Source organism: Cellulomonas algicola, from assembly GCF_019024305.1.
Taxonomy (GTDB): Bacteria; Actinomycetota; Actinomycetes; order Actinomycetales; family Cellulomonadaceae; genus Cellulomonas; species Cellulomonas algicola.
This window is the reverse complement of record NZ_JAHKSJ010000006.1, coordinates 214751-239141: the sequence shown is the minus strand read 5'-3', so window position 1 is coordinate 239141 and position 24391 is coordinate 214751. Positions and strand designations below refer to the sequence as shown.

Below are 24391 nucleotides of genomic sequence, written 5' to 3'. Positions count from 1 at the left end.
ACCGTGTGGTGGTGAGCAGCGCCCCCGTGACCCGACCCACGCCGGTGGTCCCGTCGCGCCCGCGCCAGGGCCGTGCCGGTGTCGTCGTGCTGTGCCTCGCGGTCGCGGTGGCGAGCGTCGTCGGGGTCTGGGCGCTGTGGAAGGTCTTCGTGACGACCACGTCGGGCCAGGTCGTCGAGCTCGCGGCCCTGCGGGGCGCCGAGTACGGCCAGACGCAGCTGTGGCGGCTGGCGGAACGGGTGCTCGACGTCGTGTCGGTCGGCTTCATCGCGGCGGTCATCCTCGGGGCCATGGCGATCGCGGTGATCCGCCGCCGCTGGGAGCTGGCCGTGCAGGTCGCGGTCCTGATGATCGGCGCGAACGTCACGACCCGCCTGCTCAAGTTCTCCGTCTTCTACCGTCCGGACCTCGGGGTCGCGGAGAGCTACGGCAACACGCTGCCGAGCGGGCACACGACCGCGGCCGCGTCGGTGTCGGTCGCGCTGCTGCTCGTCGTCCCGCCGCGCGTGCGGCCGTGGGCGGCGGTCGCGGGCGCCGGGTACACGACGGTCACGGGCGTCTCGACGCTCATCGGGCAGTGGCACCGCCCGTCGGACGTCGTCGCCGGGGTGCTCGTCGTGCTCGCGTGGGGTGCCGTCGCGTGCGCGATGGTGGCGCTGACCCCGGCCCGGGCCGTGACGTCGACGGGCGCGCTGCGCCAGGTCGGCGGCGGGGCTGCCGCGGGGCGCGGGTCGCTGCGCGTGGTCGTGAGCAGCCTGCTCGTGGGTGGTGCGGTCGCGGGCGTCGTGGCCGTCTGGTCGTTGTCGCACACGTGGCGCGACGTCGACGCGGTACCCTCGCGCGCCGACGAGGTCCTGGCCTACGCCGGCGGTGCGACGGGGGCGCTCGCCGCCGCGTGCGTGGCGTTCGCGCTGCTGCTCGTGCTGCGAGAGGCTGCGGCCTCCCGTGTGCCGGAGAGTTGACGGCACGACGTAGAGTCCCCAGCGGTGAGGTGCACGCGGGCCGGAGCGGCTCGCGGACTCGGTAGGAAGGCCTGACGGAATGTCTGCAGGGCGCAAGCTCGTGATCGTGGAGTCGCCGGCGAAGGCGCGCACGATCGCCGGGTACCTCGGCGAGGGGTACGACGTCGAGGCGAGCGTCGGGCACATCCGCGACCTCCCGCAGCCGTCGGAGCTGCCCGCCGACATGAAGAAGGGCCCGTTCGGCAAGTTCGCGGTCGACGTCGACAACGGCTTCGTGCCGTACTACGTGGTCGACCCGGACAAGCGGAAGAAGGTCAGCGAGCTCAAGAAGCTGCTGAAGGACTCCGACGAGCTCTACCTCGCGACCGACGAGGACCGCGAGGGCGAGGCCATCGCGTGGCACCTGCTGCAGGAGCTCAAGCCCAAGGTCCCCGTGAAGCGGATGGTCTTCCACGAGATCACCCGCGAGGCGATCCAGCGCGCGCTGCAGAGCACGCGTGACCTCGACGACCGGCTCGTCGACGCGCAGGAGACCCGCCGCATCCTCGACCGCCTCTACGGCTACGAGGTCAGCCCGGTGCTGTGGCGCAAGGTCCGTCAGGGCCTGTCCGCGGGCCGCGTGCAGTCCGTCGCGACGCGGCTCGTGGTCGAGCGCGAGCGGGAGCGCATGGCGTTCGTCGCCGCCGACTACTGGGACGTGACGGGCACCTTCGCCGTCTCCGACGCGACCCAGCCGGAGTTCTCCGCGCGCCTGACGGGTGTCGGCGGCCGTCGTGTCGCGTCCGGCCGTGACTTCGACGACCGCGGGCGCCTGCGCGGCGGGGACGTCGTGCACCTCGACGAGGCCGCGGCCCACGCGCTCGTCGCCGGTCTGGACGAGGCCGCCTGGTCCGTCGCGAGCCTCGAGACGAAGCCGTACACCCGGCGCCCGGCGGCGCCCTTCACGACGTCGACCCTCCAGCAGGAGGCGTCCCGCAAGCTCCGCATGTCGTCCCGGCAGACGATGCGCACCGCGCAGACGCTGTACGAGAACGGCTACATCACCTACATGCGGACGGACTCGCCCGCGCTGTCGTCGCAGGCGATCGACGCGGCCCGCCGCCAGGCCTCCGAGCTGTACGGGCCCGAGTACATCCCGGACGCGGCGCGCGTGTACACGTCGAAGGCGAAGGGCGCGCAGGAGGCGCACGAGGCGATCCGCCCCGCGGGCGACCACTTCCGCACCCCGGCCCAGGTCGCGCGCGAGATCACCGGCGACCAGTTCCGGCTGTACGAGCTCATCTGGAAGCGGACCGTCGCGTCCCAGATGGCCGACGCGCGCGGGCAGACGGCGTCGGTCCGGATCGCGGCGACCGCGACCCCGACCGCGGGCACGTCGGTCGGCGACGCGCCGGTCGAGACCGTGTTCTCCGCGTCGGGCACCGTCATCACGTTCCGCGGCTTCCTCGCCGCGTACGAGGAGGGGCGCGACGTCTCGCGGTACGAGGACGACGCCGCCGAGGGCGCCTCGGGTGAGAAGGGCGAGTCCCGCCTGCCGACGATGGCCGAGGGCGACCCGCTGACGGGGCGCGACCTCACCGCCGACGGGCACCGCACGTCCCCGCCGCCGCGCTACACCGAGGCGTCGCTGGTCAAGGCGCTGGAGGAGCGGGGGATCGGGCGCCCGTCGACGTACGCGGCGACGATCTCCGTGATCCTCGACCGCGGCTACGTGACGTCGCGCGGGCAGGCGCTCGTGCCGTCGTGGCTCGCGTTCGCCGTGACGCGCCTGCTCGAGGAGAACTTCGACCGACTCGTCGACTACGACTTCACCGCGTCGATGGAGGAGGACCTCGACCTCATCGCGTCCGGGGAGAAGGAGCGCAGCGACTGGCTCGCGCAGTTCTACTTCGGCGACCCGGCGCTGCCCGGCGAGGGCGAGGGCCTGCGGGACCTCGTCGCGAACCTCGGCGAGATCGACGCGCGCGAGGTCAACTCGATCGAGATCGGCGACGGCCTGACGCTGCGCGTCGGGCGGTACGGCCCGTACCTCGAGGACGCGAACGAGCTCGGCGAGGACGGCAACCCGCGCCGCGCGTCGGTCCCCGACGACCTGGCGCCCGACGAGCTCACCGTCGAGAAGGCGCGCGAGCTCATGGAGACGCAGCCCGAGGGCGACCTGGTGCTCGGCGAGGACCCGTCGACGGGGACCACGATCGTCGCGAAGAACGGCCGCTACGGCCCCTACGTGACCGAGCTCCTGCCCGAGCCCGAGCTCGACCCGTCGCTGTCCGCCGCGGCACGCAAGAAGGCCCTGGCGGCCGCGCCGAAGCCGCGCACCGCGTCGCTGTTCAAGTCGATGTCGCTGCAGTCGGTCACGCTCGACGACGCGCTGAAGCTGCTGTCGCTGCCGCGCGTCGTGGGTGTCGACCCCGAGTCGGGCACCGAGATCACCGCGCAGAACGGCCGGTACGGCCCGTACCTCAAGAAGGGCACGGACTCGCGGACGCTCGCGTCGGAGGAGGCGCTCTTCACGACGACGCTCGAGGAGGCGCTCGCGATCTACGCGCAGCCCAAGCGCGGGCGTGGCGCGACCGCCGCGCCGCCGCTGCGCGAGCTCGGCGACGACCCGACGTCGGGCAAGCCGATCGTCGTCAAGGACGGCCGGTTCGGCGCGTACGTCACGGACGGCGAGACGAACCGCACGCTCCCGCGCGACGTCACGCCCGAGTCGATCACGCCCGAGCAGGCCGTCGAGCTGCTCGCCGAGAAGCGCGCGCAGGGCCCGGCGAAGAAGAAGACGCCGGCCCGCCGCACGACGACCCGCACGAAGGCCGCGACCAAGAAGTAGCCGCGCGAGGGTGGGCGGCTCCCGACCAGGACCCGTCCACCTCGTCGCGCTAGGTTGTCGGCCATGGCTCGCACCGAGGACCCCCGTACCGCACCTCCGATCCGCTGGGGCATCCTCGGCGCCGGTGGCATCGCCGCTGCGTTCGCCGACGCCGTCCGGGAGCACACGCGGGCGCAGCTCGTCGCCGTCGGCTCCCGCAACCGCGACCGCGCCGAGCGATTCGCCACGGCGCACGGCATCCCGACGACGCACGTCGGCTACCGGCAGCTCGTCGAGGACCCGCAGGTCGACGCGATCTACGTCGCGACCCCGCACTCTGAGCACCGCGAGCACGCGCTCCTCGCGATCCGCGCCGGCAAGCACGTGCTCGTCGAGAAGTCGTTCACGCGCAACGTCGGCGAGGCGCAGGAGGTCTTCGCGGCCGCGCGTGAGGCCGGCGTCTTCGTCATGGAGGCGATGTGGACCCGGTTCCTGCCGCACGTCGCCGCGCTGCACCAGGTCATCGACGCGGGCGAGATCGGGGAGATCGTCAACCTGTCCGCGGACCACGGGCAGGCGTTCGCGTTCGACCCGGCGAGCCGGCTGTTCGCGCCCGAGCTCGCGGGCGGTGCGCTGCTGGACCTCGGCGTCTACCCGGTGTCGTTCGCGCACGACTTCCTCGGCGTCCCCGACGCCGTGCACGCGGTCGGCGCGCTGACCGAGACGGGCGTCGACGGGCAGGTCTCGATCGTCCTGTCGTACGGCGACCGCGCGCAGGCGACGCTCTCGACCACGCTGTGGTCGCGCACGCCCACGGTCGCGCTCATCAGCGGCACCGAGGGCCACATCCAGGTCGCGGGCAGCTTCTACACGCCGACGTCGTTCCGGGTGCAGCGCGACGACGGGCGCGTGTGGTCCTTCGACCAGCCCGGCAGCAAGGGCCTGCAGTTCGAGGCCGCCGAGGTCGCGCGACGCGTCGCGGCCGGCGAGGTCGAGAGCCCGCGCCTGACGTGGGACGACACGCTCGCCGTCATGTCGACGATGGACGAGGTCCGGCGGCAGGTCGGGGTCACCTACCCCGGCGAGTGACGGGGCCGTGGGCGGCCGCGACTACCCTGACCGTCGTGACTCCTGCTGCGGGCCTGTTCGTGTCGTTCGAGGGCGGCGACGGTGCCGGCAAGTCGACGCAGGCCCGGCTGCTCGCCGAGCGGCTGCGGGCGCTGGGCCGCGAGGTCGTGCTGACCCGCGAGCCCGGCGGCACGGCGCTCGGCCAGACGCTCCGCGACGCGGTCCTGCACGGCGAGCACGTCGACGCGCGCACCGAGGCGCTGCTGTACGCGACGGACCGCGCGCACCACGTCGCGTCGCTCGTGCGCCCCGCCCTGGAGCGCGGCGCGGTCGTCGTCACGGACCGCTACCTCGACTCGTCCGTCGCCTACCAGGGCACGGGCCGCGACCTCGGCGCCGACGAGGTCGAGAACCTGTCGCTGTGGGCGACGCGCGGCCTGCTGCCCGCGCTGACCGTGCTGCTCGACCTCGACCCCGACGTGGGCCGTGCTCGTCTGACGAGCGCCCCCGACCGGCTCGAGAGCGAGGGCGACGACTTCCACCGCCGCACCCGGCTCGCGTTCCTCGACCGCGCGACGGCCGACCCCGACCGGTGGCTCGTGCTCGACGCGACACGCCAGGCCGAGGAGCTCGCCGCGGTGATCGGCGAGCGCGTCGAGGCGCTGCTCGCGGCGGGCGCGTCTGCGGACGTCGACGGTGCACCGGCGGGCGACGACCTCGCCACGGCTGCCGGTGCGACGGCGCGCGACGCCGTCGCCGACGAGAGCGCGGTGTCGTCGTGAGCGTCTGGGACGACGTCGTCGGGCAGGAGCCCGCCGTCGAGGTGCTGCGCACGGCGGTCCACGACCCGTCGGCCATGACGCACGCGTGGCTGCTGACGGGCCCGCCCGGGTCCGGGCGCTCGAACGCGGCGCGCGCGTTCGCGGCGGCGCTGCAGTGCGTCGACGGCGGCTGCGGCCGCTGCCACGACTGCACGACGACGCTCGGCGGCACGCACCCCGACGTCACGTACGTCGCGACCGAGGGCGTCGTCATCCGGGCCGACACGGTCCGCCCGCTGGTCGAGCTCGCGCAGCGCTCGCCGTCGCAGGGCCGCTGGCGCGTCATCGTCGTCGAGGACGCCGACCGCCTCAACGACACGAGCGGCAACGCGTTGCTCAAGGCCATCGAGGAGCCCGCGCCCCGCACGGTCTGGGTGCTGTGCGCGCCGAGCCCGCAGGACGTGCTCGTGACGATCCGCTCGCGCAGCCGGTCGGTCGCGCTCCGCGTGCCGCCGGTCGACGCGGTCGCCGCGTTGCTCGTGTCCCGCGACGGCATCGACCCCGAGGTCGCGGGCGTCGCCGCGCGCGCCGCGCAGAGCCACGTCGGGATCGCCCGCCGCCTCGCCCGGGACCCGGAGGCGCGCGCGCGGCGTTCGGCGGTGCTCGCGGTCGCCGCACGGATCCGCGGGGTCGGCGACGCGGTGCTCGCGGCCGGTGACCTCGTCGAGACCGCGCAGGCCGACGCCAAGGCCGCGACCGAGCACCGCGACGCCGCCGAGAAGGCCGAGCTGCTGCGGTCGCTGGGCGCGGAGGGTGCGACGACGCTCCCGCCCGCGCTGCGCTCGCAGGTCCGGCAGCTCGAGGAGGAGCAGAAGCGGCGGGCCACGCGCGCGCAGCGCGACGTGCTGGACCGCGCGATGGTCGACCTGCTGTCGCTGTACCGCGACGTGCTGGTCGTGCAGCTCGGCGCGGGCGTCGAGCTCGTCAACGTCGAGCACGCGGAGGGCGTCCGCACGCTCGCCGCGCAGAGCACGCCCGAGCAGACGCTGCGGCGCATGGACGCCGTCGGGCAGGCACGCACGCGCATCGCGGGCAACGTCGCGCCGCTGCTCGCGGTCGAGGCGATGGCGATCGCGCTGCGACCGCAGGGCTGACCGGTTCGGCTCGTCGTCGCGGGCGCCGAGCGAGGGAGGGGACGCGATGGCGCTGCTCTACGCGGGGATCACGTCGCTCGACGGGTACACCGCCGACGCGACCGGCGCGTTCGACTGGGCGCGGCCGCCCGACGACGTGCACGCGTACGTCAACGACCTCGAGCGCCCGGTCGGCACCTACCTGTACGGCCGACGCATGTACGAGGTCATGCAGTTCTGGGAGACCGCGCACACGCTGCCCGACGCACCCGACGTGATCCTCGACTACGCGGCCGTCTGGCAGGACACGGACAAGGTCGTCTACTCGTCGACGCTCGACGCGGTGACCACGGCGCGCACGCGCCTCGCGCGGACGTTCGACCCGGTCGACGTGCGCGCCCTGGTCGAGGACTCCCCGGCCGACGTGTCGATCGGCGGGCCGACGCTCGCCGCGCACGCGCTGCGCGCGGGCCTCGTCGACGAGGTGCTGCTGTTCGTCGTGCCCGTCGTGGTCGGGGGCGGCACGCGGTTCCTGCCCGACGGCCTGCGCCTGGACCTGCGCCTCGTCGAGGAGCGCACCTTCTCCGAGGGTGTGGTCCATCTGCGGTACGCCCGGCGGGCATGAGCCGGACCGCACAGGCGTGCCCACTACCGTAGGCGCGTGCCCGTGACGACCGCCTCGCCCCGACCGTCCGCCGCCCCTGTCCGCCCGGGTGCGCGGCGGCGTGCCGCCGTCGTCGTCGCCGCGCTGAGCGCGGTCGTCGTCCTCGTGGTCGGCGGCTGCGTCCCGGCGAAGAACCAGGCGCAGGTGCCGACGTCCGCAGCGACGTCGGGCGCCCCGGACGAGGCGCTCGCGCCGTTCTACGACCAGCAGCTCGAGTGGACGACGTGCGCGCAGGGCGAGTGCGCGACCGCGACCGTCCCGCTCGACTACGCGGACCCGTCCGGCGCGACCATCGGCATCGCGCTGGCACGTCGCCCCGCGACCGGCGGCTCGGCGGTCGCGTCGCTGCTCGTGAACCCGGGCGGCCCCGGCGTCTCGGGCGTGGACTTCCTCGACCAGGCCGCCTCGATGATCAGCGAGGACGTGCTGCGCCAGCTCGACCTCGTCGCGTTCGACCCGCGCGGCGTGCAGCGCTCCAGCCCGATCACCTGCCTGGACGGCGAGGACCTCGACAAGGTCGTCGCCTACGACGCGGACTACTCGACGGACGCGGGCATCCAGGAGGCGATCGACGTCTTCCGCGGTGTCGGCGAGGCGTGCCAGGAGCGGTCCGGCCAGACGCTCGCGCACGTCGACACCGTGAGCGCCGCACGCGACCTCGACGTGCTGCGCGCGGCGCTCGGCGACGACGCCCTCACGTATCTCGGCTACTCGTACGGCACGCAGCTCGGCGCGACGTACGCCGCCCTCTTCCCGCTGCGCGTCGGCCGGCTCGTCCTCGACGGCGCCCTCGACCCGACGCTCACGGCCGACGAGCTCGCCGAGGGGCAGGCGCAGGGCTTCGAGAACGCGCTGCGCGCCTACGTCACCGACTGCCTGGCCGGCGCGAGCTGCCCGCTGACCGGCGACGTCGACCAGGCGATGGGCCAGATCCGCGCCCTGCTCGACCACGCGGTCGCCGACCCGCTGCCGACCGGCGGCGACCGGCGTCTCACCGGCTCGCTCGCGTTCTACGGCATCGCGCTGCCGCTCTACTCGCAGCCGTCGTGGCCGTACCTCACGCAGGCGCTCGACGCGGCGATCCACGAGAACGACGGCTCGATCCTGCTGCAGCTCGCCGACGCGTACTTCGACCGCGAGGCCGACGGCACCTACTCGACGAACGCGACCGAGGCGTTCTGGGCGATCGGCTGCCTCGACGACCGGCAGAGCGCCGACCCCGCCGAGATGCGCGCGCAGGCCGACCGCATCGAGGCCGTCGCACCCACCATGGGCTCGTTCTTCTCCTACGGCGGCACGATCTGCGCCGACTGGCCCGTGCCCGTCGTCGGGGGCCTCGACGACTACTCGGCGAAGGACGCGACCGCGCCGATCCTCGTCGTCGGCACCACGAACGACCCCGCGACGCCGTACGCGTGGGCCGAGAAGCTCGCGACGACCCTGTCCACCGCGACGCTCCTCACCTACGAGGGCGAGGGGCACACCGCCTACGGCTCGTCGAACGACTGCGTCGCCGACGCCGTCGACGAGTACATCCTCACCGGCACCGTCCCGCCCGAGGGCACCCGCTGCTAGCCGCTTTGGAGCCAGGGCCCTGCGCCGGGTACAGTGGGCGCGCTCGTCGATCCGGGGGTCCGCCCACGGGGACGGCGACGCCGCCTTAGCTCAGTCGGCAGAGCGTCTCACTCGTAATGAGAAGGTCTGGGGTTCGATTCCCCAAGGCGGCTCCAGCACGAAGGCCCGGCACCTCACGGTGACCGGGCCTTCGTCGTCCCAGCGGCGCCGACGGGCCGCCCGGGTCAGTGCCGGTGGCCGCCCGCGGACACGTGCGTCGGCGCCAGGCGCGTGGCGACGACCGCGGCGACGGCCGTCGTCAGGGGGATCGCGAGGACCAGGCCGATCGAGCCCGCGAGCGTGCTGACGATCTGCTCGGCGAACGCGCCCGACGTCAGCGTCATGCCGAGCGGCTGGTCGTAGAGCTCCAGGAGCAGCAGGACGGGCAGCGACGCGCCCGCGTACGCGAAGGCGATCGTGTAGACGGTCGACGCGATGTGGTCGCGGCCGATCCGCATGCCGCGCGCGAACAGCCCGCGCCACGACGCCGTCGGGTCGGACGCCCGCAGCTCGAACACCGCCGACGCCTGCGTGATCGTGACGTCGTTCAGCACGCCGATGCCCGCGAGCACGACGCCGCTGAGGAACACGCCCTGCAGGATCCGGACGCCGTCGTCACCGAGCAGGCGTGCGAGCTGGTAGGTGTCCTCTGTCGAGCCGGGGTGCAGGTGCGCCATCCGCGCCCCGACCACGCCGAGCACGGTCACCATGAGCAGGCCGCCGAGGGTGCCGAGCAGCGCGGTCGTGGTCCGCAGCGAGAGCCCGTGCGCGAGGTACAGCACGGCGACGACGACGAGGGTCGCCGCGGAGAGCGTCGCGACGAGCGCCGGCTGGCCCTGGACGAGCGCGGGCACGAGGTGCACGGCGAGCACGACGAACGCGATCGCGAGACCGACGAGCGCCCGGAACCCGCGCATCCCCGCGACGAGGACCGTGACGAGCGCGAACGCGAGCGCGAACGTCGCGAGCGGCACCCCGCGCCGGAAGTCGCCCCACGCCCAGACCTCGTCGCCGTTCTCGTCGGACGGGTAGTGCTCCAGGACGACCGCGGTGCCGGGCGGGACGTCGGCGCGCGTGAGTCCCGACGTCGCGATGACCTCGACCGACGTGCCCGCCTCGCTGCCGCCGTCGACCTTCGCGGTCACGTGCAGGCAGCGGACCGTCGACGGGACCGACCCGTCGGGCGCCATGTCCTCGACCGTGCCGTCGCACGTGTCCCAGCGCGAGCCCGTGACGGTCGCGGACACGCGCTCGACGTCGACGTCGACGAAGCCCGTCTCCGGACGGCTCTCGTCGGTGGGCCACGTCGCGAGCGTCCCGACGAGCGCGCCGAGCGTGGCGAGCACCACCAGGACGACGAGGACGACGGCGGTGCGCGGCGTCCCCGAGCGGCGGGTCCGCGTCGCGGGAGGGGCGTCGAGCGTCACGACGACACCTCCGCGCGGTCGTCGTCCGCCGCGTCCTCACCGGACCGCGGCTGGTGTGCGCGGTCGGTGCCGCGGGTTCCGCGCGCGGGACCGTCCGGGTCGTCGCCGTGCCCGTCGGGATGTGCCGTCGTGCCCGCCGCGCTGCGCCGGACCAGGACGGCCGCGAGCACCGTCGTCACCGGGATCGCGAGCACCAGCCCGATCGACCCGACGAGCGTGCGCACGACCTCTTCGGCGATGTCCCCGCTGCTCAGCACACCCAGCAGCCCCCGGTCGGTGAGGCTGACGAGCAGCACGAGCGGCAGCGCCGCACCGACGTAGGCGAACACGATCGTGTAGACGGTCGACGCGATGTGGTCGCGCCCGATCCGCATCCCCCGCCCGACGAGCTCGCGCCACGTGCTGCCCGGTCGTGCCGCGTGCAGCTCCCACACCGCCGACGCCTGCGTGATCGTCACGTCGTTGAGCACGCCCAGCCCGGCCAGGACCATCCCGCACAGCAGCACCGACCGGAGCCGCACCTCGGGCGCCGCCGACATGAGGTCGAGCGCGTACTCGCCCGACAGCCCGGTGAGGTGCGCGGACCCGCTCGCCCACGACGCGATCGCGGCCGTCGCGACGAGCCCGACGAGCGTGCCCGCCAGGGCCGTCGACGTGCGGACGGAGACGCCGTGGGCCAGGTAGAGCACGGCGTACATGATGACGACGCTCGTCACGAGCGCGACCGGCACCGCCGGCCGGCCCTGGAGCAGCGCGGGCAGCGTGAACACGCCGACGACGAGCAGGCCCGCGCCCATCCCGACGAGCGCCGCGAGCCCGCGCCAGCGCGCCACCAGCACGACGAGCCCGGCGAACACCGCGGTGAGCAGCAGCATCGGCGGCCCGCGCTCGAAGTCGACGAACAGGTACGTCGTGGTGAGCGTCGGCTGCGCGGTCACGTCCGTGAGGTCACCGACGTCGGCCGTGGACATCGCCGCGACCCGCACCCGGTCACCCACGGCGACCTCCGGCACGTACTCGGGCGGCACGTGCAGGTCGACGACCTCGCCGTCGGCCAGCCGCGCGGACGCCTGGTCCATCCCGGTCGCGTCGGGCCGGACCTGCGTGATCTCGCCCGTCGTGTACGTGACGCCCGGCCCCGTCGTGTCGAGCACGGGCGGCCGCGCGTCCGCCGACGGCCACAGCCACCACGCGCCGACCAGCGTCAGCAGCAGGACGGGCCCCAGCACCGCGGCGAGCCAGACGCGTGCGCGTGCGGCCGTGACACGGAGGGCGGCGGGCTCCGTCGGGGCCTCGTCGGGCGCGTGCGCGGCGGGCAGGTGGCTGTGGGGCACGACCCAGCATCATGCACGGTCCCGCGCACCCGGGACCCGACGCGCCGGGTGGCGGTCCACCCCGCCCGGCGCCGTCGACGCGACCGGAAGCGTGCGGGGCGGGCGGGGGGACGTCGGGGGCGTCGCGCGTGATCGCCCTCGCCGACCACGCGGCGGGGACCTCGAGGGCGGGCGGGGCGTCCGACGGGGGTGGGCGGCCCCGAGGGGGGAGGGGCCGCCCACCGGAGGCTCACGGGTCGCGGTCGCCACAGCCACGTCGCCCGACCTCCGTCGGACCCCACGTCGACCGGCCGCCGGAGGACGGCGTGCGCCGTCGTGGGGCACTCCCGGCAGCATCGCCGCTCCCAGGAGCACGGATGCCGGACCTAGGTCCCACCAGCGCCGGCACGGGCGGTCGACCAGGCGGGGGTGTCAGCGCCCCACGACGGTCAGCGAGGAGGGGCGTCGCCGATCCGGCTCCGGGCCCTCGCGGGTCGGGTGCGCTCGGGTGCTGGGCGTGCTCGGGTGCTAGGCGCGCTCGGCGAACGCGGCGTCGAGCGCCGCACGGAAGGCGTCGGGGTCCTGCGTCGAGACGATGATGCGCTGCCCGTCACGCCGGGTCAGGGCGACGATCCGCGGGTGCGCCGTCGACGCCGTCGTGCCCCACTGGCCGCCCGCGAGCTTGCCCTCGACGACCTCCCCGGGCTGCGAGACGCCCGGGTACAGGTCGGCGAGGCGGACCTTGAGGCGGCCCACGCGGAGCTCGGAGTCGGTCACGCGGATGTTCGTCCAGCGGCCGACGCTCCAGACGAGGACCGCGCCCAGGACGGCGACGATGCCCACGAGGACGGTGGCGAGGACCCAGCCTCCGTCGGTCAGCGCGAGGCCGACCCACAGGACGACGCAGACGACGACCAGGGCCAGGGTCGAACGGCGTCGCGACGCGCGCTCCTCGTACCGGATCACCGGGACATCCTAGGGTCCGGCCGGTCGCCGCCCGCGGGGGTCACAGGAACTCGCCGCGCAGGACGCGCTGCGTCTTCGGCAGCAGGCACGTGTGCGCCCGGTCGAGCACCCACAGGAGCGGCAGCAGCACCTCCGCGAGGCTCGCGGACGCCTCCCAGCTCACCTCCGGCGGACCGGACGTCGTCCCCGGGCGGCCCGGGACCGGTCGCAGCGTGTGCGTGACGACGGGTGCGGCGTCGTCCGACCGGGTCAGCTCCATCCGGTCGGCGAAGATCCGGCCCGCCGGCCGCCACTGCCACGAGCGTCCGGCCGGCCCCGAGACGCGCAGCTGCCACCGGTCGCGCCCGCTGCGCTCGCGGTCGAGGGCGACGGTCTCGCCGAGCACGTCGACGGGCATGAGGACGAAGTTCCACAGGATGCTGTCCGGACCGCCCGTGGCGGGCTGACGGAAGCCGCTGGCGATCTTCCGCGCGCCGTCCGGGGCCGTGTCGTCGGCGAGCGACGCGACGAGCACGCGGTGCCGCCACACGACGGTGACCCGGTGCCCGGCGATGTCGACCTGCGTGCGCGCGGCGAACGGGACGTCCTTCGGCATGTGGTGGAAGTCCGGGATGCTCAGCTCGTCGACCACCGGCACGACGCCCGCGACGCCCAGCGGCGCCCAGACGTCGACCGTCACTGGGGCTGCCTCTCGCGGCGCGCGTCGCGCTCTTCCTGCTCCTCACGCTCCTCGGCCCGCCGGGCCTCGCCGCGCACGCGGGACGCCTCGTCGCGCAGGTTGCGCGCGGCCGACTGCGCGGCCGACCGCCAGCCGTTGAGCGCGCCGCGGACGTCGGTCGCGTTCGCGCACTCCCAGTCGGGGGAGTCGGCGATCGACTTCGCGGGGTCGATCGCGGTCTCGACGTCGCCCGCGAGGGCGTCGAGGGCCTGCGCCTTGGCGAAGAGCTCGGTCGATGTCATCGCGCCCTCTCAGAACCAGTTCATGGGGTTGAGGTTGGACTCCTTGACGTCGTCGAGGCGGTCACCCACCCACTCGCCGGCCTCCTCGGCCCGGTCGCCCGCCCAGTCGACGGCCGTGTCGGCCGCCGCGGTGATGTCGTCCCAGTGCTCGACGATCTCCGCGCCGGCCCAGACGACACCCGTGACGGCGACCAGGCCGAGCGTCACCGGGTTGGGTGCGATGAGCGCCGCGGTCATCGACGCGTTGAACGCGGTCTCGGCGTACTCGCCGATGACGTGCGCCTTGCCCTCCGTGCCGCCCTCGGACCAGAGCCTGTTGTTCTCGTCGAAGTTGTTGACGAGCCCGACGACGCCGTCGACCGTCGCGAACGCGCTGCCCGCGACGCCGAGGACCCGTAGCGCGCCCGCGGACCTCAGCATCGTCGTGACGCCCGACTGGCTCGCCATCGTCAGGAGGTTGCCGGCGCCACGCGCGACGACGGCCCCCGTGGCCGGGTTGATCCACGGCTTGCCGACGATCGCGTTGCCCCACGTGGCGAGCCTGGTCGCGAGCTGCCCGGTGCGCGTCGTCCCGAGGACCCGCGAGACCCAGGTCGTCGCCTGGACGCCCTTCTCGCTCTGCAGGAGCTTGGCCAGGAGCGTGGGCTGCATCTCGCCGTTCACCGCGTACGTCTGCGTCGCGGAGGACATGCGGGTCACCCAGGCGTCGAAGTCCTCGACGGTCGGCGCGAGCTTCAGCAGGTAGTTGCCGACGGTGTTGGGGACGAACGAGCCCGGGTACTTGAACGGCACCTTGCCGGCGAGCCCCCGCCGGTCCGCCGCCGTGAGGGCCGCGGAGAGCCTGTTCGCCCAGGCGGCGTCCGACTCGGCGAGCGCCGCGAGGCCCGGCTGGATGATCTTGCGGTCGGCGAGCCAGCGCGCGAGGGCGGGACCGCCCTGGAAGATCAGGGTCCCCGCGGCGGCGACCGCAGCGCCGCCGCCGACGACGAAGTTCTGGACGTCGTGGTAGGCGTCGACGAGGGCCGTGGCCTGCTCGCTGTCGGTCATGCCGGCGAGCTTCTCGAGCGCCTCGGCCTGGAGCTGCTCGAACCACTCGGCGAGGTTGGCGGGGTCCGTGTCGTTCCAGGCGTTCGGGGCGGTGCCCGTCGCGTGCACCGCGATCAGCGCGTCCTCGACCGACATCGACTGGCCGGCGATCGCGGACGCCTGGTCGGCGGTCATGCTCACGCCACCGAACGTCGGGTTCGCCTGCGCCATGTGCTCGAGCACGCCGATCCGCTGGCGCAGGTCCTTCGCGACGTCGCGGGCCCACTGCTCGGCACCGTTGAGGCCCGCGAGGTCGACCCGCGCGTCGAGGGCCGACGCGCGGTCGAACAGCGCCGGCAGGTCCTCGGCGAGGTCCTCGAGCGCGACGACGGTCGCGGCGAGGACCTCCTTGTCGACCTTGACCGTCACGACGCGCCGACCCGTGCCAGGACCGAGCGCAGGTCCGCCGACGACGGCAGGAGGTCCCGGAGGAGCTGCCACACCTCGCCGCCGGACACCGGGCGGAACGTGGCGAGGGTGTCCGGGGTGACGTCCTCGGGGCGCAGCGGCTCGGCGGGCTGCTCCCGCACCCAGTACCCGCCGGGCCCGCAGTCCCACAGCGCGAGGCCGCGGGCGTCGGTCGCGGCGTCCGGGCCCCACACGAGGCTCACGCGCGCGGTCGACTCCAGGAACGACAGCGTCGCCAGGAGCATGGACCGGTCCGCCTCGGCGACCTCGCCGAAGAACCGCTCGAGCTGCGCCGTGGCGACGACGCGGGCCGGCTCCCACGTGTCGTCGGTCAGGCTCATCGTCTGGACGACCGCGTCGACCGCGCGCAGCGGGACCGTGAACGGCGTCGCGATCTTCGGGACCTCCCGCCGGCGCAGCCCGGCGAGCCGCGCGAGGATCCACAGGATCTGCGGCAGCTCGTCCTGGCAGTACACCGTCCCGTCGTCCTGGGGCCACGGGTCGGTGTACCAGACCGTCTCCTCGCGCACGGCGAGCACGGCGAGCGTGGGTCCCTGCGGCCCCGCGGTCTCGACGGACGCCTGGATCATCGGGTCCGTCACCGTCCGGACCAGGTCGACGACGAGCGGGCTCACCGCGCCGTCCTCGTCGACGACGCCGGCCTGCACGAGCGCGGCGCGCGCCTCCTCGGGCGTGGGCTCCCCGTTGTGGAGGAGGCGGAGCGTCTCGAGCTCGTCCTCACTGAGGGCGACCCTGCGCCGCACGACGTCCAGACGAGCCATGCTCACGTCCACCCTTCGAATCCGGCGATTTCGGACAGCACCCTAGTGGCGACCACGGGGGTGGTGTGACCGCTCGTCCACCGTCACCCGGACGGCCGCCGCGCGACGGAGCGTCCCGGGCGCCGCGCGCGGACGGGGCATTCGGTACGGTATCGGTCGGTTCGGTCGACCGGGCCGTGGTCGCGGGAAGGGCGCAGATGAGCCGGTTCGTGGTGGTCGTGGTGTCGACGCTGGTCGTGGGCCTGCTCGCAGGGTGCGGCGGGGCCGAGGAGCCCGCGGGCCTCACCGCGGCGCCGACCACGACGCCGACGCCGAGCGCCACGCCGACCCCCGACCCGGAGGTGGACGACCTGTCCGACCCCGAGCTCGGGATCGTGTTCACCGACGTGCCGACGCTCACGGGCGACGAGGCCGACGTCTACAACTGGCTCGCCACGTACGAGAAGGAGTACTGGCGGACCATGCGCACCAACACGGTGAGCCCTGCCTTCGCCCTCATCGCCTCCGCCGAGCTGCAGGGCGCGATGCAGAAGGTGGTCGACAAGAACACCGCGATCCAGGCGTCCATCGGCGGCGTCCTCGAGACGCGCGTGAGCGACGTCGCCGTCACGGGCGACCAGGCGACCGGCGAGATCTGCGAGGACTTCTCGCAGGCGACCTTCGCGGACGCGACCCGCACGTACACGCCCGCGGAGGCGGGGTTCGGCGAGAAGAAGCACAAGGCCTACACGCTGACCCGCGTCCCCGGTGAGGACCGGTGGCTCGTCGCCACGAACGAGGTGTCGGGCACATGCTGAGTCGGGCCGCGGCCGTCCTGGCCCTGTCCGCCGCGCTGGTCCTGGCCCCGGTGACGCTCGCCGCCGCGGACGACGAGCCGCCCTTCGGGCAGGAGGAGACGGCCGGTCCCGGCGACTCGAGCGGCCCCGGTACGGGGACGAGCGGCGGGTCGTCGGGCGGGTCGATCCAGGTCACGGTCTCGCAGTCCGGCTCGACGTCGGGCGGCCGGACGTTCAGCAGCACCACGACGCGCACGGTCGCGCCCCTGTGCTGGATGGGCCGGGGCCCGACGGGGTACCAGTACTACGAGTACTGGAAGCTCGGCGGGAAGGCCCGCGAGTCCGACACCCTCGACGACTACGCCAACCAGGGCCTGCTGCACCAGGGCTGGGAGGACCACGCGACCGACACCGAGGGCCACTGGTACGAGTCGACGTGCAGCGCCGACGCCCCCGGTGAGGTCGCGACGGAGTACCACCTGTCCCACCCGGCGGTGTGGGTCGGCCCGACCGACCCCGTGCCGCCGCAGGACGCGGAGGTCGACCCCGAGGTGCTCGCGGAGATCGCGTCGGACTCGATGGACCTGCCCCGCGGGACGATCCGCTGGAACCCGAGCATGTCCGGGACCGGGGCGACGGTCGTCGGCACCGACACCTGGGTGTGGGTCGAGGACGCCGCCACGACGGTCTCGGTGACCGCGCAGATCCCGTCGGGCACGTGGGCGCGCGTCGACGCCGTGCTGTCCGCGCTGCAGGTCAGCGCCCCCGGCGCCGACTCCGTGACGTGCCCCGACACGGGCACGCCGTGGGGCGGTGGTGCGGCGTCCACCACGTGCTCGCTGCGGTTCTTCCGGTCCAGCGCGAACCAGGCCGTCAAGGCGGGGCACTCTCAGCCGACCGCGACGCTCACCGCGCAGGCCACCTGGACCGCGTCGTGGGTGTCGTCGGAGGACCCGAACCCGACGGCGCTGCCGGCGCAGACGATCTCGGCGACCGCCGAGGTCCCGGTCGCCGAGATCCAGGGCGTCGTCTCGCGCTAGCCCGCGGCGTCAGGCGCTCAGGCCGAGCGTGCAGCGCACCTCGCCGAGCAGCACCACCGTCCCGGCCGGCACGGCGACCGGGGTGTGCGGGACGAGCCGCACGGGCGCGTCGAGCAGCACGTGCGTCCCGTTCGTCGAGCTGAAGTCGGTGACGAGGATGGTCCCGTCGGGCTCGACGTCGACGAGCGCGTGGGTCTTCGACACCGTCGCCCCGACCACGCGCACGGGCGTCCGCCCGGTGGGAGCGACCGGGTCGCGGCCGAGCGACGCGCCGCCGGGGACGCGCACCGGGGCACCACCGTCGACGGTCAGCACGAGCACGTGCCCGCCCGACGTGTCCGCCGCGTCGCGTGCCGCGCCGCCCGCTGCGGGCTCGGGCGGCAGGACCGGGACGGACACCGGCGAGCGGCCGTCCGGCGGGACCGGGACGGACACCGGTGAGAGGCCGTCCCGCAGGCCGTGCGGCAGCCCGTCCGGCAGGGCGTCCGGGACCGTCGGGAGCGCAGGGACGGGACGCGGCGCCGGGAGCGACGCGAGCAGCCCCTCGTCGGGCCGGCTGAGCGTCGCCGCGTCGAGCAGGGCGACGGGGTCGGTCTCCACGCGCAGCGGTTCGAGCGTCCCGCACGCCCCGCACGCCAGCGCCGCGACGGGCTGGTCCGCCCCGCACCGACGGCAGGGCGCCGGCGGGACGTCCACGGGCGCGCCGGCACCCTCGGCGGGGAGGGTGCGCAGCGTGCCGTCGGGGTGCGCGGCCAGCAGCGACGCGCCGGTCGCGTCGGCGAGGACCACGCGGACCGGCCGCCCCACGGTGCGGGCCACCGCGACCGCTCGCGCGAGCGCGCCCGCCCGGAGGCGTGCCGTGGACGCGGCGGCGCACGCCGAGGCGTGCTCGTTGACGTGCACGGTCCCCGTGCCGTCCGGTCGCAGCTGCACCCGGACGAGCGGCCATGTCGCCGGGACGGCCGCCACCCGATCAGGTGAAGTGTGCGGGCGTGCGGTCACCGGGTGCCCCCTGCGCGCTGACGGGCGGTCCCTCGTCGCGCGAGAGCTGTCGCCGCAGGCAAGTGCGCGCTCGTCGGCATGGAAGGCCTCCCTCGGGCTGTGGTCGGCGGCCATGGTAGACGCGCCGGGACCGGACGCGGCCCCGACCGCGCGCGACCGTCACCGTCCGATTTGCCCCTATAGTCATGCAGTCCTTGCACGAACCCCCGCAGCGAGGTTGGACCCCCATCGATGACGGTGAACACGAGCACGCCCGGGGGCGTGGCCGCGCAGGACCGCCGCCGCGCCCGTGACGAGCGAGGGATGGCGTCGGCGGGCGCTGCCCGTGCCGAACGGCTCCCGCACGCACCGCGCGAGCGGCGTCCCCTGCTCGCGGCGTTCGCGGTGCTGCTCATCGTGGGTGGCGCCGCCGCGGCCGGCCTGCTCGCCCTGCGCGCCGACGAGCGCGTCCCCGTGCTGGTCGCCGCGCGCGACATCGCGGTCGGCGAGGAGATCACCGACGACGCGCTCGCCACCACGCCCGTCGCGTCCGAGGGCACGCTCCTGGTGCCCGCGTCGCAGCAGGAGCTCGTCGTCGGCCAGTTCGCGCGGACCGCCGTCACGAAGGGCCAGCTGGTCGACACGTCGATGCTCACCACGACCCGCACGCTGCAGGACGGCAAGGTCGCGGTCGGTGCCTCGTTCGAGGAGGGGCGTGCGCCCGCGTCCGGTCTGCTGGCGGGAGACGTCGTCCAGCTCGTCCAGGTCGTGGACGGCACGGGCACGGTCCTCGTGGCCGACGCGCTCGTGAGCTCGGCGACCACCCCGGCGGAGGGCGCCCACGGCGGTCGGGTGACCGCGACGCTCATCGTCGACGAGTCCGACGGCGCCGAGCTGGCCGCGGCGGCCGCCGAGGCGTCGCTCTCGGCCGTCCTCGTGAGCCGCGGGACGCCGGTCGTCGGTCAGGGGGGCTGAGCGTGCTGGTCGCGATCGGCTCCGCGAAGGGCTCGCCCGGCGTCAGCACGACCGCGCGCGTCCTCGCGGGCGTGTGGCCGTCGGACGTAGTCCTCGTGGATGCCGACCCCGCCGGCGGCGACGTGTCGCTGCTGGGCCGGACGGCCTCGCGCGGGCCGCTCGACCCCGAGCGCGGCGTCCTCTCGCTCGCGGCCGACGCGCGCCGCGGGCTCGCGAACGACAGCCTCGACGACCACCTGCAGCAGCTCGAGGGCGGTCTCGACGTGCTGTGCGGCGTGACGAGCCCCGAGCAGATGACGGGGATCGCGCCGGCGGTGCCGGCGCTCGCGTCGGCGCTCGCGCACCACCCGACGCGGGACGTCGTCGTCGACTGCGGTCGGGTCCAGGCCGGCAGCCCGGTCATGCCCGTCGTCGCGGCGGCCGACGTGCTCGTGCTCCTCGCCCGCCCGCGCCTGGAGTCGTACGCGCACCTGCGTGAGCGCCTGCGCTGGCTCGCCCAGATGCGCGCGACCTCGACGCGCCGGATGCCCGCCCTCGGTGTCGCGCTCCTCGCGGAGAGCAGGGACCGCCGGTCGCTCGCCGAGCTCGCGCAGCTCCTCGCGCACGAAGGGCTGCCCGTGACCGTCGTGGGGCAGGTCGCGGAGGACCAGCGCGCCGCCGACGTCGTCGGCGGTCGCCTCGACCGCGGGGTCGAGCGCTCGCTGCTCGTGCGGTCGGTGCGTCAGCTCGTCGCACCCGTCTCCGACCTCGCCGCGTCGCAGGGCGCCGTGCGGGCCGGGATCTGAGGGGGCGCGCGTGGCGGTCGACCAGGCGCTCGTGCGCCGGCTCCGCGAGGAGGTCGCGGACGTCCTCGCGCGGCAGCGGCGCGACGACGCCGCGGCGGGCGTGGCCCAGATGTCCGGGCAGGACGAGCGGCAGTTCGCGCGCGCCGTCGTCAACCGGGTGCTCGACGCCTACGCGCGGGCGGAGATCGCCGCCGGTCGCACGCCGCCGTCGCCGGTCGAGGAGAGCGAGCTCGCGTCCGGGATCCACGCCGCGCTGTACGGCGTCGGCCGGCTCCAGCCGCTCCTCGACGACCGGGACGTCGAGAACGTCGACATCAACGGCTGCGACAACGTCTTCGTGCAGTACGCGGACGGCCGTGAGGCGCGCATGCCGCCCGTCGCGGAGTCGGACGACGAGCTCGTCGAGCTCATCCAGATCCTCGGCGCGTACTCGGGCCTGTCGAGCCGCCCGTTCGACTCGGCGAACCCGCAGCTCGACATCCGCCTGCCCGACGGCAGCCGCATGTCGGCCGTGATGGACGTCTGCGCACGCCCTTCGATCTCGATCCGGCGGGCGCGCCTGTCGCGCGTGCACCTCGACGACCTCGTGCGGCTCGGGTCGGTGACCCACGAGGTCGCGGCGTTCCTGTCCGCGGCCGTCGCGGCGCGCAAGAACATCATGATCGCGGGCGCGACGAACGCCGGGAAGACGACCATGCTCCGGGCGCTGGCCAACGAGATCCGCCCGCACGAGCGCCTCATCACCGTCGAGCGCGCGCTCGAGCTGGGCCTCGGGGAGTTCCCCGACCTGCACCCGAACGTCGTCGCGTTCGAGGAGCGGCTGCCGAACTCGGAGGGCAACGGCGCGATCAGCATGGCGGAGCTCGTGCGCCGCAGCCTGCGCATGAACCCCAGCCGGGTCATCGTGGGCGAGGTGCTCGGCGACGAGATCGTCACGATGCTCAACGCGATGAGCCAGGGCAACGACGGGTCGCTGTCCACGATCCACGCGAACTCGTCGATCGAGGTGTTCAACCGCATCTCGACCTACGCGATCCAGTCGCAGGAGCGCCTGCCCGTCGAGGCGACGATGATGCTCATCGCCGGCGCGATCGACTTCGTGGTGTTCGTGCAGAAGCAGAACGACTACCTGCACGGCGGGCGGCTGCGCCGGTTCGTCGCGAGCATCCGCGAGGTCAACGGCATCGACGGCCGCGTGCTGTCGAGCGAGGTGTTCGCACCCGGGCCGGACGGCGTCGCGGTCGCCTCCGCGCCGATCGCGTGCCTCGACGAGCTCGTCGCCGTGGGCTACACGCCCGGCTACGCGATGCGGGGCCTGTGATGGCGCCGTCCACCGTCTTCATCGTCCTCGCGGGGGCCGTCGTCGGCCTCGGGATCGCGCTGCTCGTCGAGTCGCTGCGACCACGCACGCGGGACGCGGGCGTGGTGCACGGCGGGCCGTCGCTCGTCGACCGGCTCGGGCGCCGCGCGCTGCTCGCGGCCGTCGCGGCCGTGGTGGTCCTCGTCGTGACGCGGTGGCCGGTCGCCGCCGTCGCCGCCGCGGCGCTCGTCCTGTCGTGGACGTCGCTCTTCGGCGGGGCGAAGGCGGAGAAGCAGGCGATGGCCCGCCTCGAGGGTCTCGCGTCGTGGGCCGAGTCGCTGCGCGACACGATCGCCGGCGCGGTCGGTCTCGAGCAGGCGATCCCCGCGACCGTCTACGCGGCGTCGCCGACCATCCAGCCGCAGCTCCGCATGCTCGTGGACCGGCTGCGGGTCCGGGTGCCGCTCAGCACCGCGCTCCAGCGGTTCGCCGACGACCTGGACGACCCGAGCGCGGACCTGGTCGTCGCGGCGCTGATCCTCAACTCGCGCCTGCGCGGCCCGGGTCTGCGGCAGGTCCTCACGTCGGTCTCCGAGTCGGCGCGCGCCGAGCTCGACATGCGCCAGCGGGTGTCGGCGGGCCGCTCCTCGACCCGCCGGTCCGCGCAGATCGTCATGGGCTTCTCGATGCTCATGATCTTCGGCCTGGCCATCCTGAACCCGACGTACGTCGCGCCGTACGGCACGGCGACCGGGCAGGCGGTGCTGGTGGTCGTCATCGCGCTCTTCGCCGCCGGGTTCTGGTGGATGAAGCGGCTCTCGGGCGTCGACGTCCCGGCCCGCTTCCTCGTCGCGACGCCCGACCGGCACGGGCAGCCTCAGGTCGACGCCAAGGCTCCGGTGGGGGGTGCGTCGTGACGCTCGTGCTCCTCGCAGGGGCGGTCGTCGGCCTCGGCGTGCTCCTGCTCGTCGTCGTGCTCGTACCTCCGCCGACGCACGCCGGCAGCGCCCTGGCCCGGCTCGACGAGGAACGCCGCCAGAGCCGCGCGTACGCGCGCGCGGTCGGCGTCGACCCGCGTGCGGGGGAGGGGGCCCGGTGGCGGCTCGCACTCGGGCGCGAGGCCGCACGCCGCGTGACCGCGACCGGTCTGCCGCTGGACGCCCTCCGGGCGGACCTCGCGATGACCGGGCTCACGCTCGACGCGTTCCTCGCGCGCACCGTGCTCGCGTTCGTCGGGGGGTTCCTCGCGCCGCTCGTCGTGGGTGCGGTGCTCGTGGCGCTGCACGTGGACGTCAACCTGTCCGTGCCGCTGCTCGTCTCGCTCCTCGTGGGCGTCGGCGCCGCGGCGGTCCCGTGGCTCGCGGTGCGGTCGCAGGCCGCCGCGCGGCGCCGCGACTTCCGGCACGTCGTCGGCTCGTTCCTCGACCTCGTCTCGATGAGCCTCGCGGCCGGCCGCGGCGTCCCCGAGGCGCTGCAGGGCGCGTCCGAGCTCAGCGACGGATGGGCGATGGTGCGGATCCGGGACGCGCTCGGCGGTGCGCGGCTGCGCGGCGAGACGCCGTGGTCCGCGCTGGGCGGGCTCGGCACGGAGCTGCGCGTCGACGAGCTGCGGGACCTCGCGGCCGCGCTCGCGCTCGTGGCCGAGGACGGCGCGAAGGTCCGCGACTCGCTCGCGGCGCGTGCGGGCTCGATGCGTCGACGCGAGCTGGCGGAAGCCGAGGGCAAGGCCGGAGAGAGCTCCGAGTCGATGCTCGTCGCGCAGCTCCTGCTCGCCGTCGGCTTCCTGGTCTTCCTCCTCTACCCGGCGCTGCAGAGCGTGCTGGGCCAGACATGACCCGCGCACGGCACGACCGGACGGGCCACCACCGCACGACACGGACACTCGACAAAGGACGGTGCTGACATGAGCTTTCCCCACCGGGGAGTCGTCGACTACCTCGTCATGGAGCTGCGACGCCGCTACCAGCGCGCCCGCCTCGCGGAGGACGCCGGTGCGTCGGTCATCGAGTGGGTCATCATCACGGGCGTCCTCGTGCTGCTCGCGGGCGTGGTCGGCACGGTGATCTACAACCTCGCGAACGACGCCGCGGAGTCGATCGAGATGCCCGACGCCCCGGGCGGACCGTGACCGCTCCGCTCCTGACCCCGGTCCGCCGACGGCTGCGCGCGTCCGCGGGCGCCGAGGGCGACCGTGGCGCGAGCTCGATCGAGCTCGCGTTCTACACCCCCCTGCTCATGCTCGTGATCCTCGTGACGGTGCAGTTCGCGCTCACGTGGCACGGCAACCAGCTGGTGGGTGCCGTCGCGCGGGAGACCGCCCGCGTCGTGCGGACCGGCGGCGGCACCCCCGCGTCGGAGACCGCGGCCCGCGCCCGGGCGGTCGAGTTCGCCGAGCTGATCGGCGGCGAGAACCTGCAGGACCTCGACGTCGAGATCAGCCGGCCGACCCCGGACACCGTGCGGGTCGAGGTCTCGGCCCGCTCGAAGGAGATCGTGCAGGGCCTGGCACCACGCGTGAGCGCGCTCGTGCAGGGGCCCGTCGAGCGGTTCCGGGCGGACCAGTGACGCGCCCGGCGCACGG

General features: G+C 74.6%; 24 protein-coding genes and 1 tRNA gene. 17 read left to right on the top strand and 8 right to left on the bottom strand.

Translation table 11 applies throughout. The annotated features are described in order from the left end of the window. The first annotated feature begins 11 nt into the window (after positions 1-11). From KOV94_RS21170 to KOV94_RS05160, 8 genes are all read left to right on the top strand, one after another. On the top strand, positions 12-962 hold the full coding sequence (locus tag KOV94_RS21170; RefSeq protein WP_308160376.1) for a phosphatase PAP2 family protein: 951 nt from the start codon (positions 12-14) through the stop codon (positions 960-962). Between the two features lie 79 nt (positions 963-1041). After that, positions 1042-3792 carry a type I DNA topoisomerase gene (gene topA / locus KOV94_RS05190; protein WP_218051387.1) on the top strand — a complete coding sequence of 917 codons (2751 nt, stop codon included), beginning with the start codon at positions 1042-1044 and terminating at the stop codon, positions 3790-3792. 63 nt (positions 3793-3855) lie between these two features. Further along, complete coding sequence (locus KOV94_RS05185) at positions 3856-4860, top strand: Gfo/Idh/MocA family protein (protein ID WP_124342353.1); 1005 nt, start codon at positions 3856-3858, stop codon at positions 4858-4860. A 35-nt stretch (positions 4861-4895) separates the two neighbouring features. Next, on the top strand, positions 4896-5621 hold the full coding sequence (gene tmk / locus KOV94_RS05180; RefSeq protein ID WP_124342354.1) for a dTMP kinase: 726 nt from the start codon (positions 4896-4898) through the stop codon (positions 5619-5621). Then, positions 5618-6754: a DNA polymerase III subunit delta' gene (locus KOV94_RS05175; RefSeq protein ID WP_124342355.1), complete on the top strand. Its 1137-nt coding sequence runs from the start codon at positions 5618-5620 to the stop codon at positions 6752-6754. The genes tmk and KOV94_RS05175 overlap by 4 nt, the downstream gene beginning before the upstream one ends. Positions 6755-6800: 46 nt before the next feature. Continuing rightward, positions 6801-7358, top strand: coding sequence for a dihydrofolate reductase family protein (locus KOV94_RS05170; RefSeq protein WP_218051386.1), 558 nt, complete (start codon positions 6801-6803; stop codon positions 7356-7358). A gap of 36 nt (positions 7359-7394) precedes the next feature. Further along, positions 7395-8972, top strand: coding sequence for an alpha/beta hydrolase (locus KOV94_RS05165; RefSeq protein WP_308160374.1), 1578 nt, complete (start codon positions 7395-7397; stop codon positions 8970-8972). Positions 8973-9051: 79 nt separating this feature from the next. Continuing rightward, positions 9052-9127, top strand: a tRNA-Thr gene (locus tag KOV94_RS05160). Between the two features lie 69 nt (positions 9128-9196). Here the strand turns inward: KOV94_RS05160 and KOV94_RS05155 are convergent. The 7 genes from KOV94_RS05155 to KOV94_RS05125 form a co-directional block, all read right to left on the bottom strand. Beyond that, positions 9197-10438, bottom strand: a complete 1242-nt coding sequence (locus tag KOV94_RS05155) for a YibE/F family protein (RefSeq protein WP_218051385.1) — start codon at positions 10436-10438, stop codon at positions 9197-9199. Continuing rightward, complete coding sequence (locus KOV94_RS05150; protein WP_124342358.1) at positions 10435-11772, bottom strand: YibE/F family protein; 1338 nt, start codon at positions 11770-11772, stop codon at positions 10435-10437. The genes KOV94_RS05155 and KOV94_RS05150 overlap by 4 nt, the downstream gene beginning before the upstream one ends. A gap of 507 nt (positions 11773-12279) precedes the next feature. After that, complete coding sequence (locus KOV94_RS05145; protein ID WP_218051384.1) at positions 12280-12717, bottom strand: hypothetical protein; 438 nt, start codon at positions 12715-12717, stop codon at positions 12280-12282. Positions 12718-12757: 40 nt separating this feature from the next. After that, positions 12758-13396, bottom strand: coding sequence for a hypothetical protein (locus tag KOV94_RS05140; protein WP_218051383.1), 639 nt, complete (start codon positions 13394-13396; stop codon positions 12758-12760). After that, positions 13393-13677, bottom strand: a complete 285-nt coding sequence (locus tag KOV94_RS05135) for a hypothetical protein (protein ID WP_124342361.1) — start codon at positions 13675-13677, stop codon at positions 13393-13395. Before KOV94_RS05135 ends, KOV94_RS05140 begins: the two co-directional genes overlap by 4 nt. Positions 13678-13686: 9 nt before the next feature. Continuing rightward, a complete protein-coding gene (locus KOV94_RS05130; protein WP_218051382.1) occupies positions 13687-15132 on the bottom strand; it encodes a hypothetical protein in 1446 nt (481 codons plus the stop codon). Next, positions 15129-15953 (bottom strand): hypothetical protein, encoded by an 825-nt coding sequence (locus KOV94_RS05125; RefSeq protein WP_124344022.1) that lies wholly within the window; start codon positions 15951-15953, stop codon positions 15129-15131. Before KOV94_RS05125 ends, KOV94_RS05130 begins: the two co-directional genes overlap by 4 nt. Before the next feature lie 197 nt (positions 15954-16150). Here KOV94_RS05125 and KOV94_RS05120 point away from each other — a divergent pair, with 197 nt between their 5' ends. Beyond that, positions 16151-16750 carry a hypothetical protein gene (locus KOV94_RS05120; protein WP_124344023.1) on the top strand — a complete coding sequence of 200 codons (600 nt, stop codon included), beginning with the start codon at positions 16151-16153 and terminating at the stop codon, positions 16748-16750. Continuing rightward, a complete protein-coding gene (locus KOV94_RS05115; RefSeq protein ID WP_124344024.1) occupies positions 16744-17769 on the top strand; it encodes a hypothetical protein in 1026 nt (341 codons plus the stop codon). The genes KOV94_RS05120 and KOV94_RS05115 overlap by 7 nt, the downstream gene beginning before the upstream one ends. Positions 17770-17778: 9 nt before the next feature. Here KOV94_RS05115 and KOV94_RS05110 read toward each other — a convergent pair whose 3' ends face one another. Next, a complete protein-coding gene (locus KOV94_RS05110) occupies positions 17779-18738 on the bottom strand; it encodes an FHA domain-containing protein (RefSeq protein ID WP_218051381.1) in 960 nt (319 codons plus the stop codon). Positions 18739-19002: 264 nt separating this feature from the next. Between KOV94_RS05110 and KOV94_RS05105 the strand changes: the two genes are divergently transcribed. The 7 genes from KOV94_RS05105 to KOV94_RS05075 all read left to right on the top strand — a co-directional run bounded on the left by KOV94_RS05105 (position 19003) and on the right by KOV94_RS05075 (position 24375). Further along, a complete protein-coding gene (locus tag KOV94_RS05105) occupies positions 19003-19725 on the top strand; it encodes an SAF domain-containing protein (protein ID WP_124344026.1) in 723 nt (240 codons plus the stop codon). Between the two features lie 2 nt (positions 19726-19727). Further along, on the top strand, positions 19728-20510 hold the full coding sequence (locus KOV94_RS05100; RefSeq protein ID WP_218051380.1) for a CpaE/TadZ family protein: 783 nt from the start codon (positions 19728-19730) through the stop codon (positions 20508-20510). A gap of 10 nt (positions 20511-20520) precedes the next feature. Further along, on the top strand, positions 20521-21831 hold the full coding sequence (locus KOV94_RS05095) for a TadA family conjugal transfer-associated ATPase (protein ID WP_124344028.1): 1311 nt from the start codon (positions 20521-20523) through the stop codon (positions 21829-21831). After that, positions 21831-22727, top strand: a complete 897-nt coding sequence (locus KOV94_RS05090; RefSeq protein WP_218051379.1) for a type II secretion system F family protein — start codon at positions 21831-21833, stop codon at positions 22725-22727. Before KOV94_RS05095 ends, KOV94_RS05090 begins: the two co-directional genes overlap by 1 nt. After that, positions 22724-23644 (top strand): type II secretion system F family protein, encoded by a 921-nt coding sequence (locus KOV94_RS05085; protein WP_124343504.1) that lies wholly within the window; start codon positions 22724-22726, stop codon positions 23642-23644. The genes KOV94_RS05090 and KOV94_RS05085 overlap by 4 nt, the downstream gene beginning before the upstream one ends. Before the next feature lie 69 nt (positions 23645-23713). Beyond that, positions 23714-23938, top strand: a complete 225-nt coding sequence (locus KOV94_RS05080) for a hypothetical protein (RefSeq protein ID WP_225916109.1) — start codon at positions 23714-23716, stop codon at positions 23936-23938. Then, entirely contained in the window at positions 23935-24375 is a 441-nt protein-coding gene (locus tag KOV94_RS05075; RefSeq protein ID WP_235843482.1) for a TadE/TadG family type IV pilus assembly protein, read from the top strand. The genes KOV94_RS05080 and KOV94_RS05075 overlap by 4 nt, the downstream gene beginning before the upstream one ends. The last annotated feature ends 16 nt before the right edge of the window (positions 24376-24391 follow it).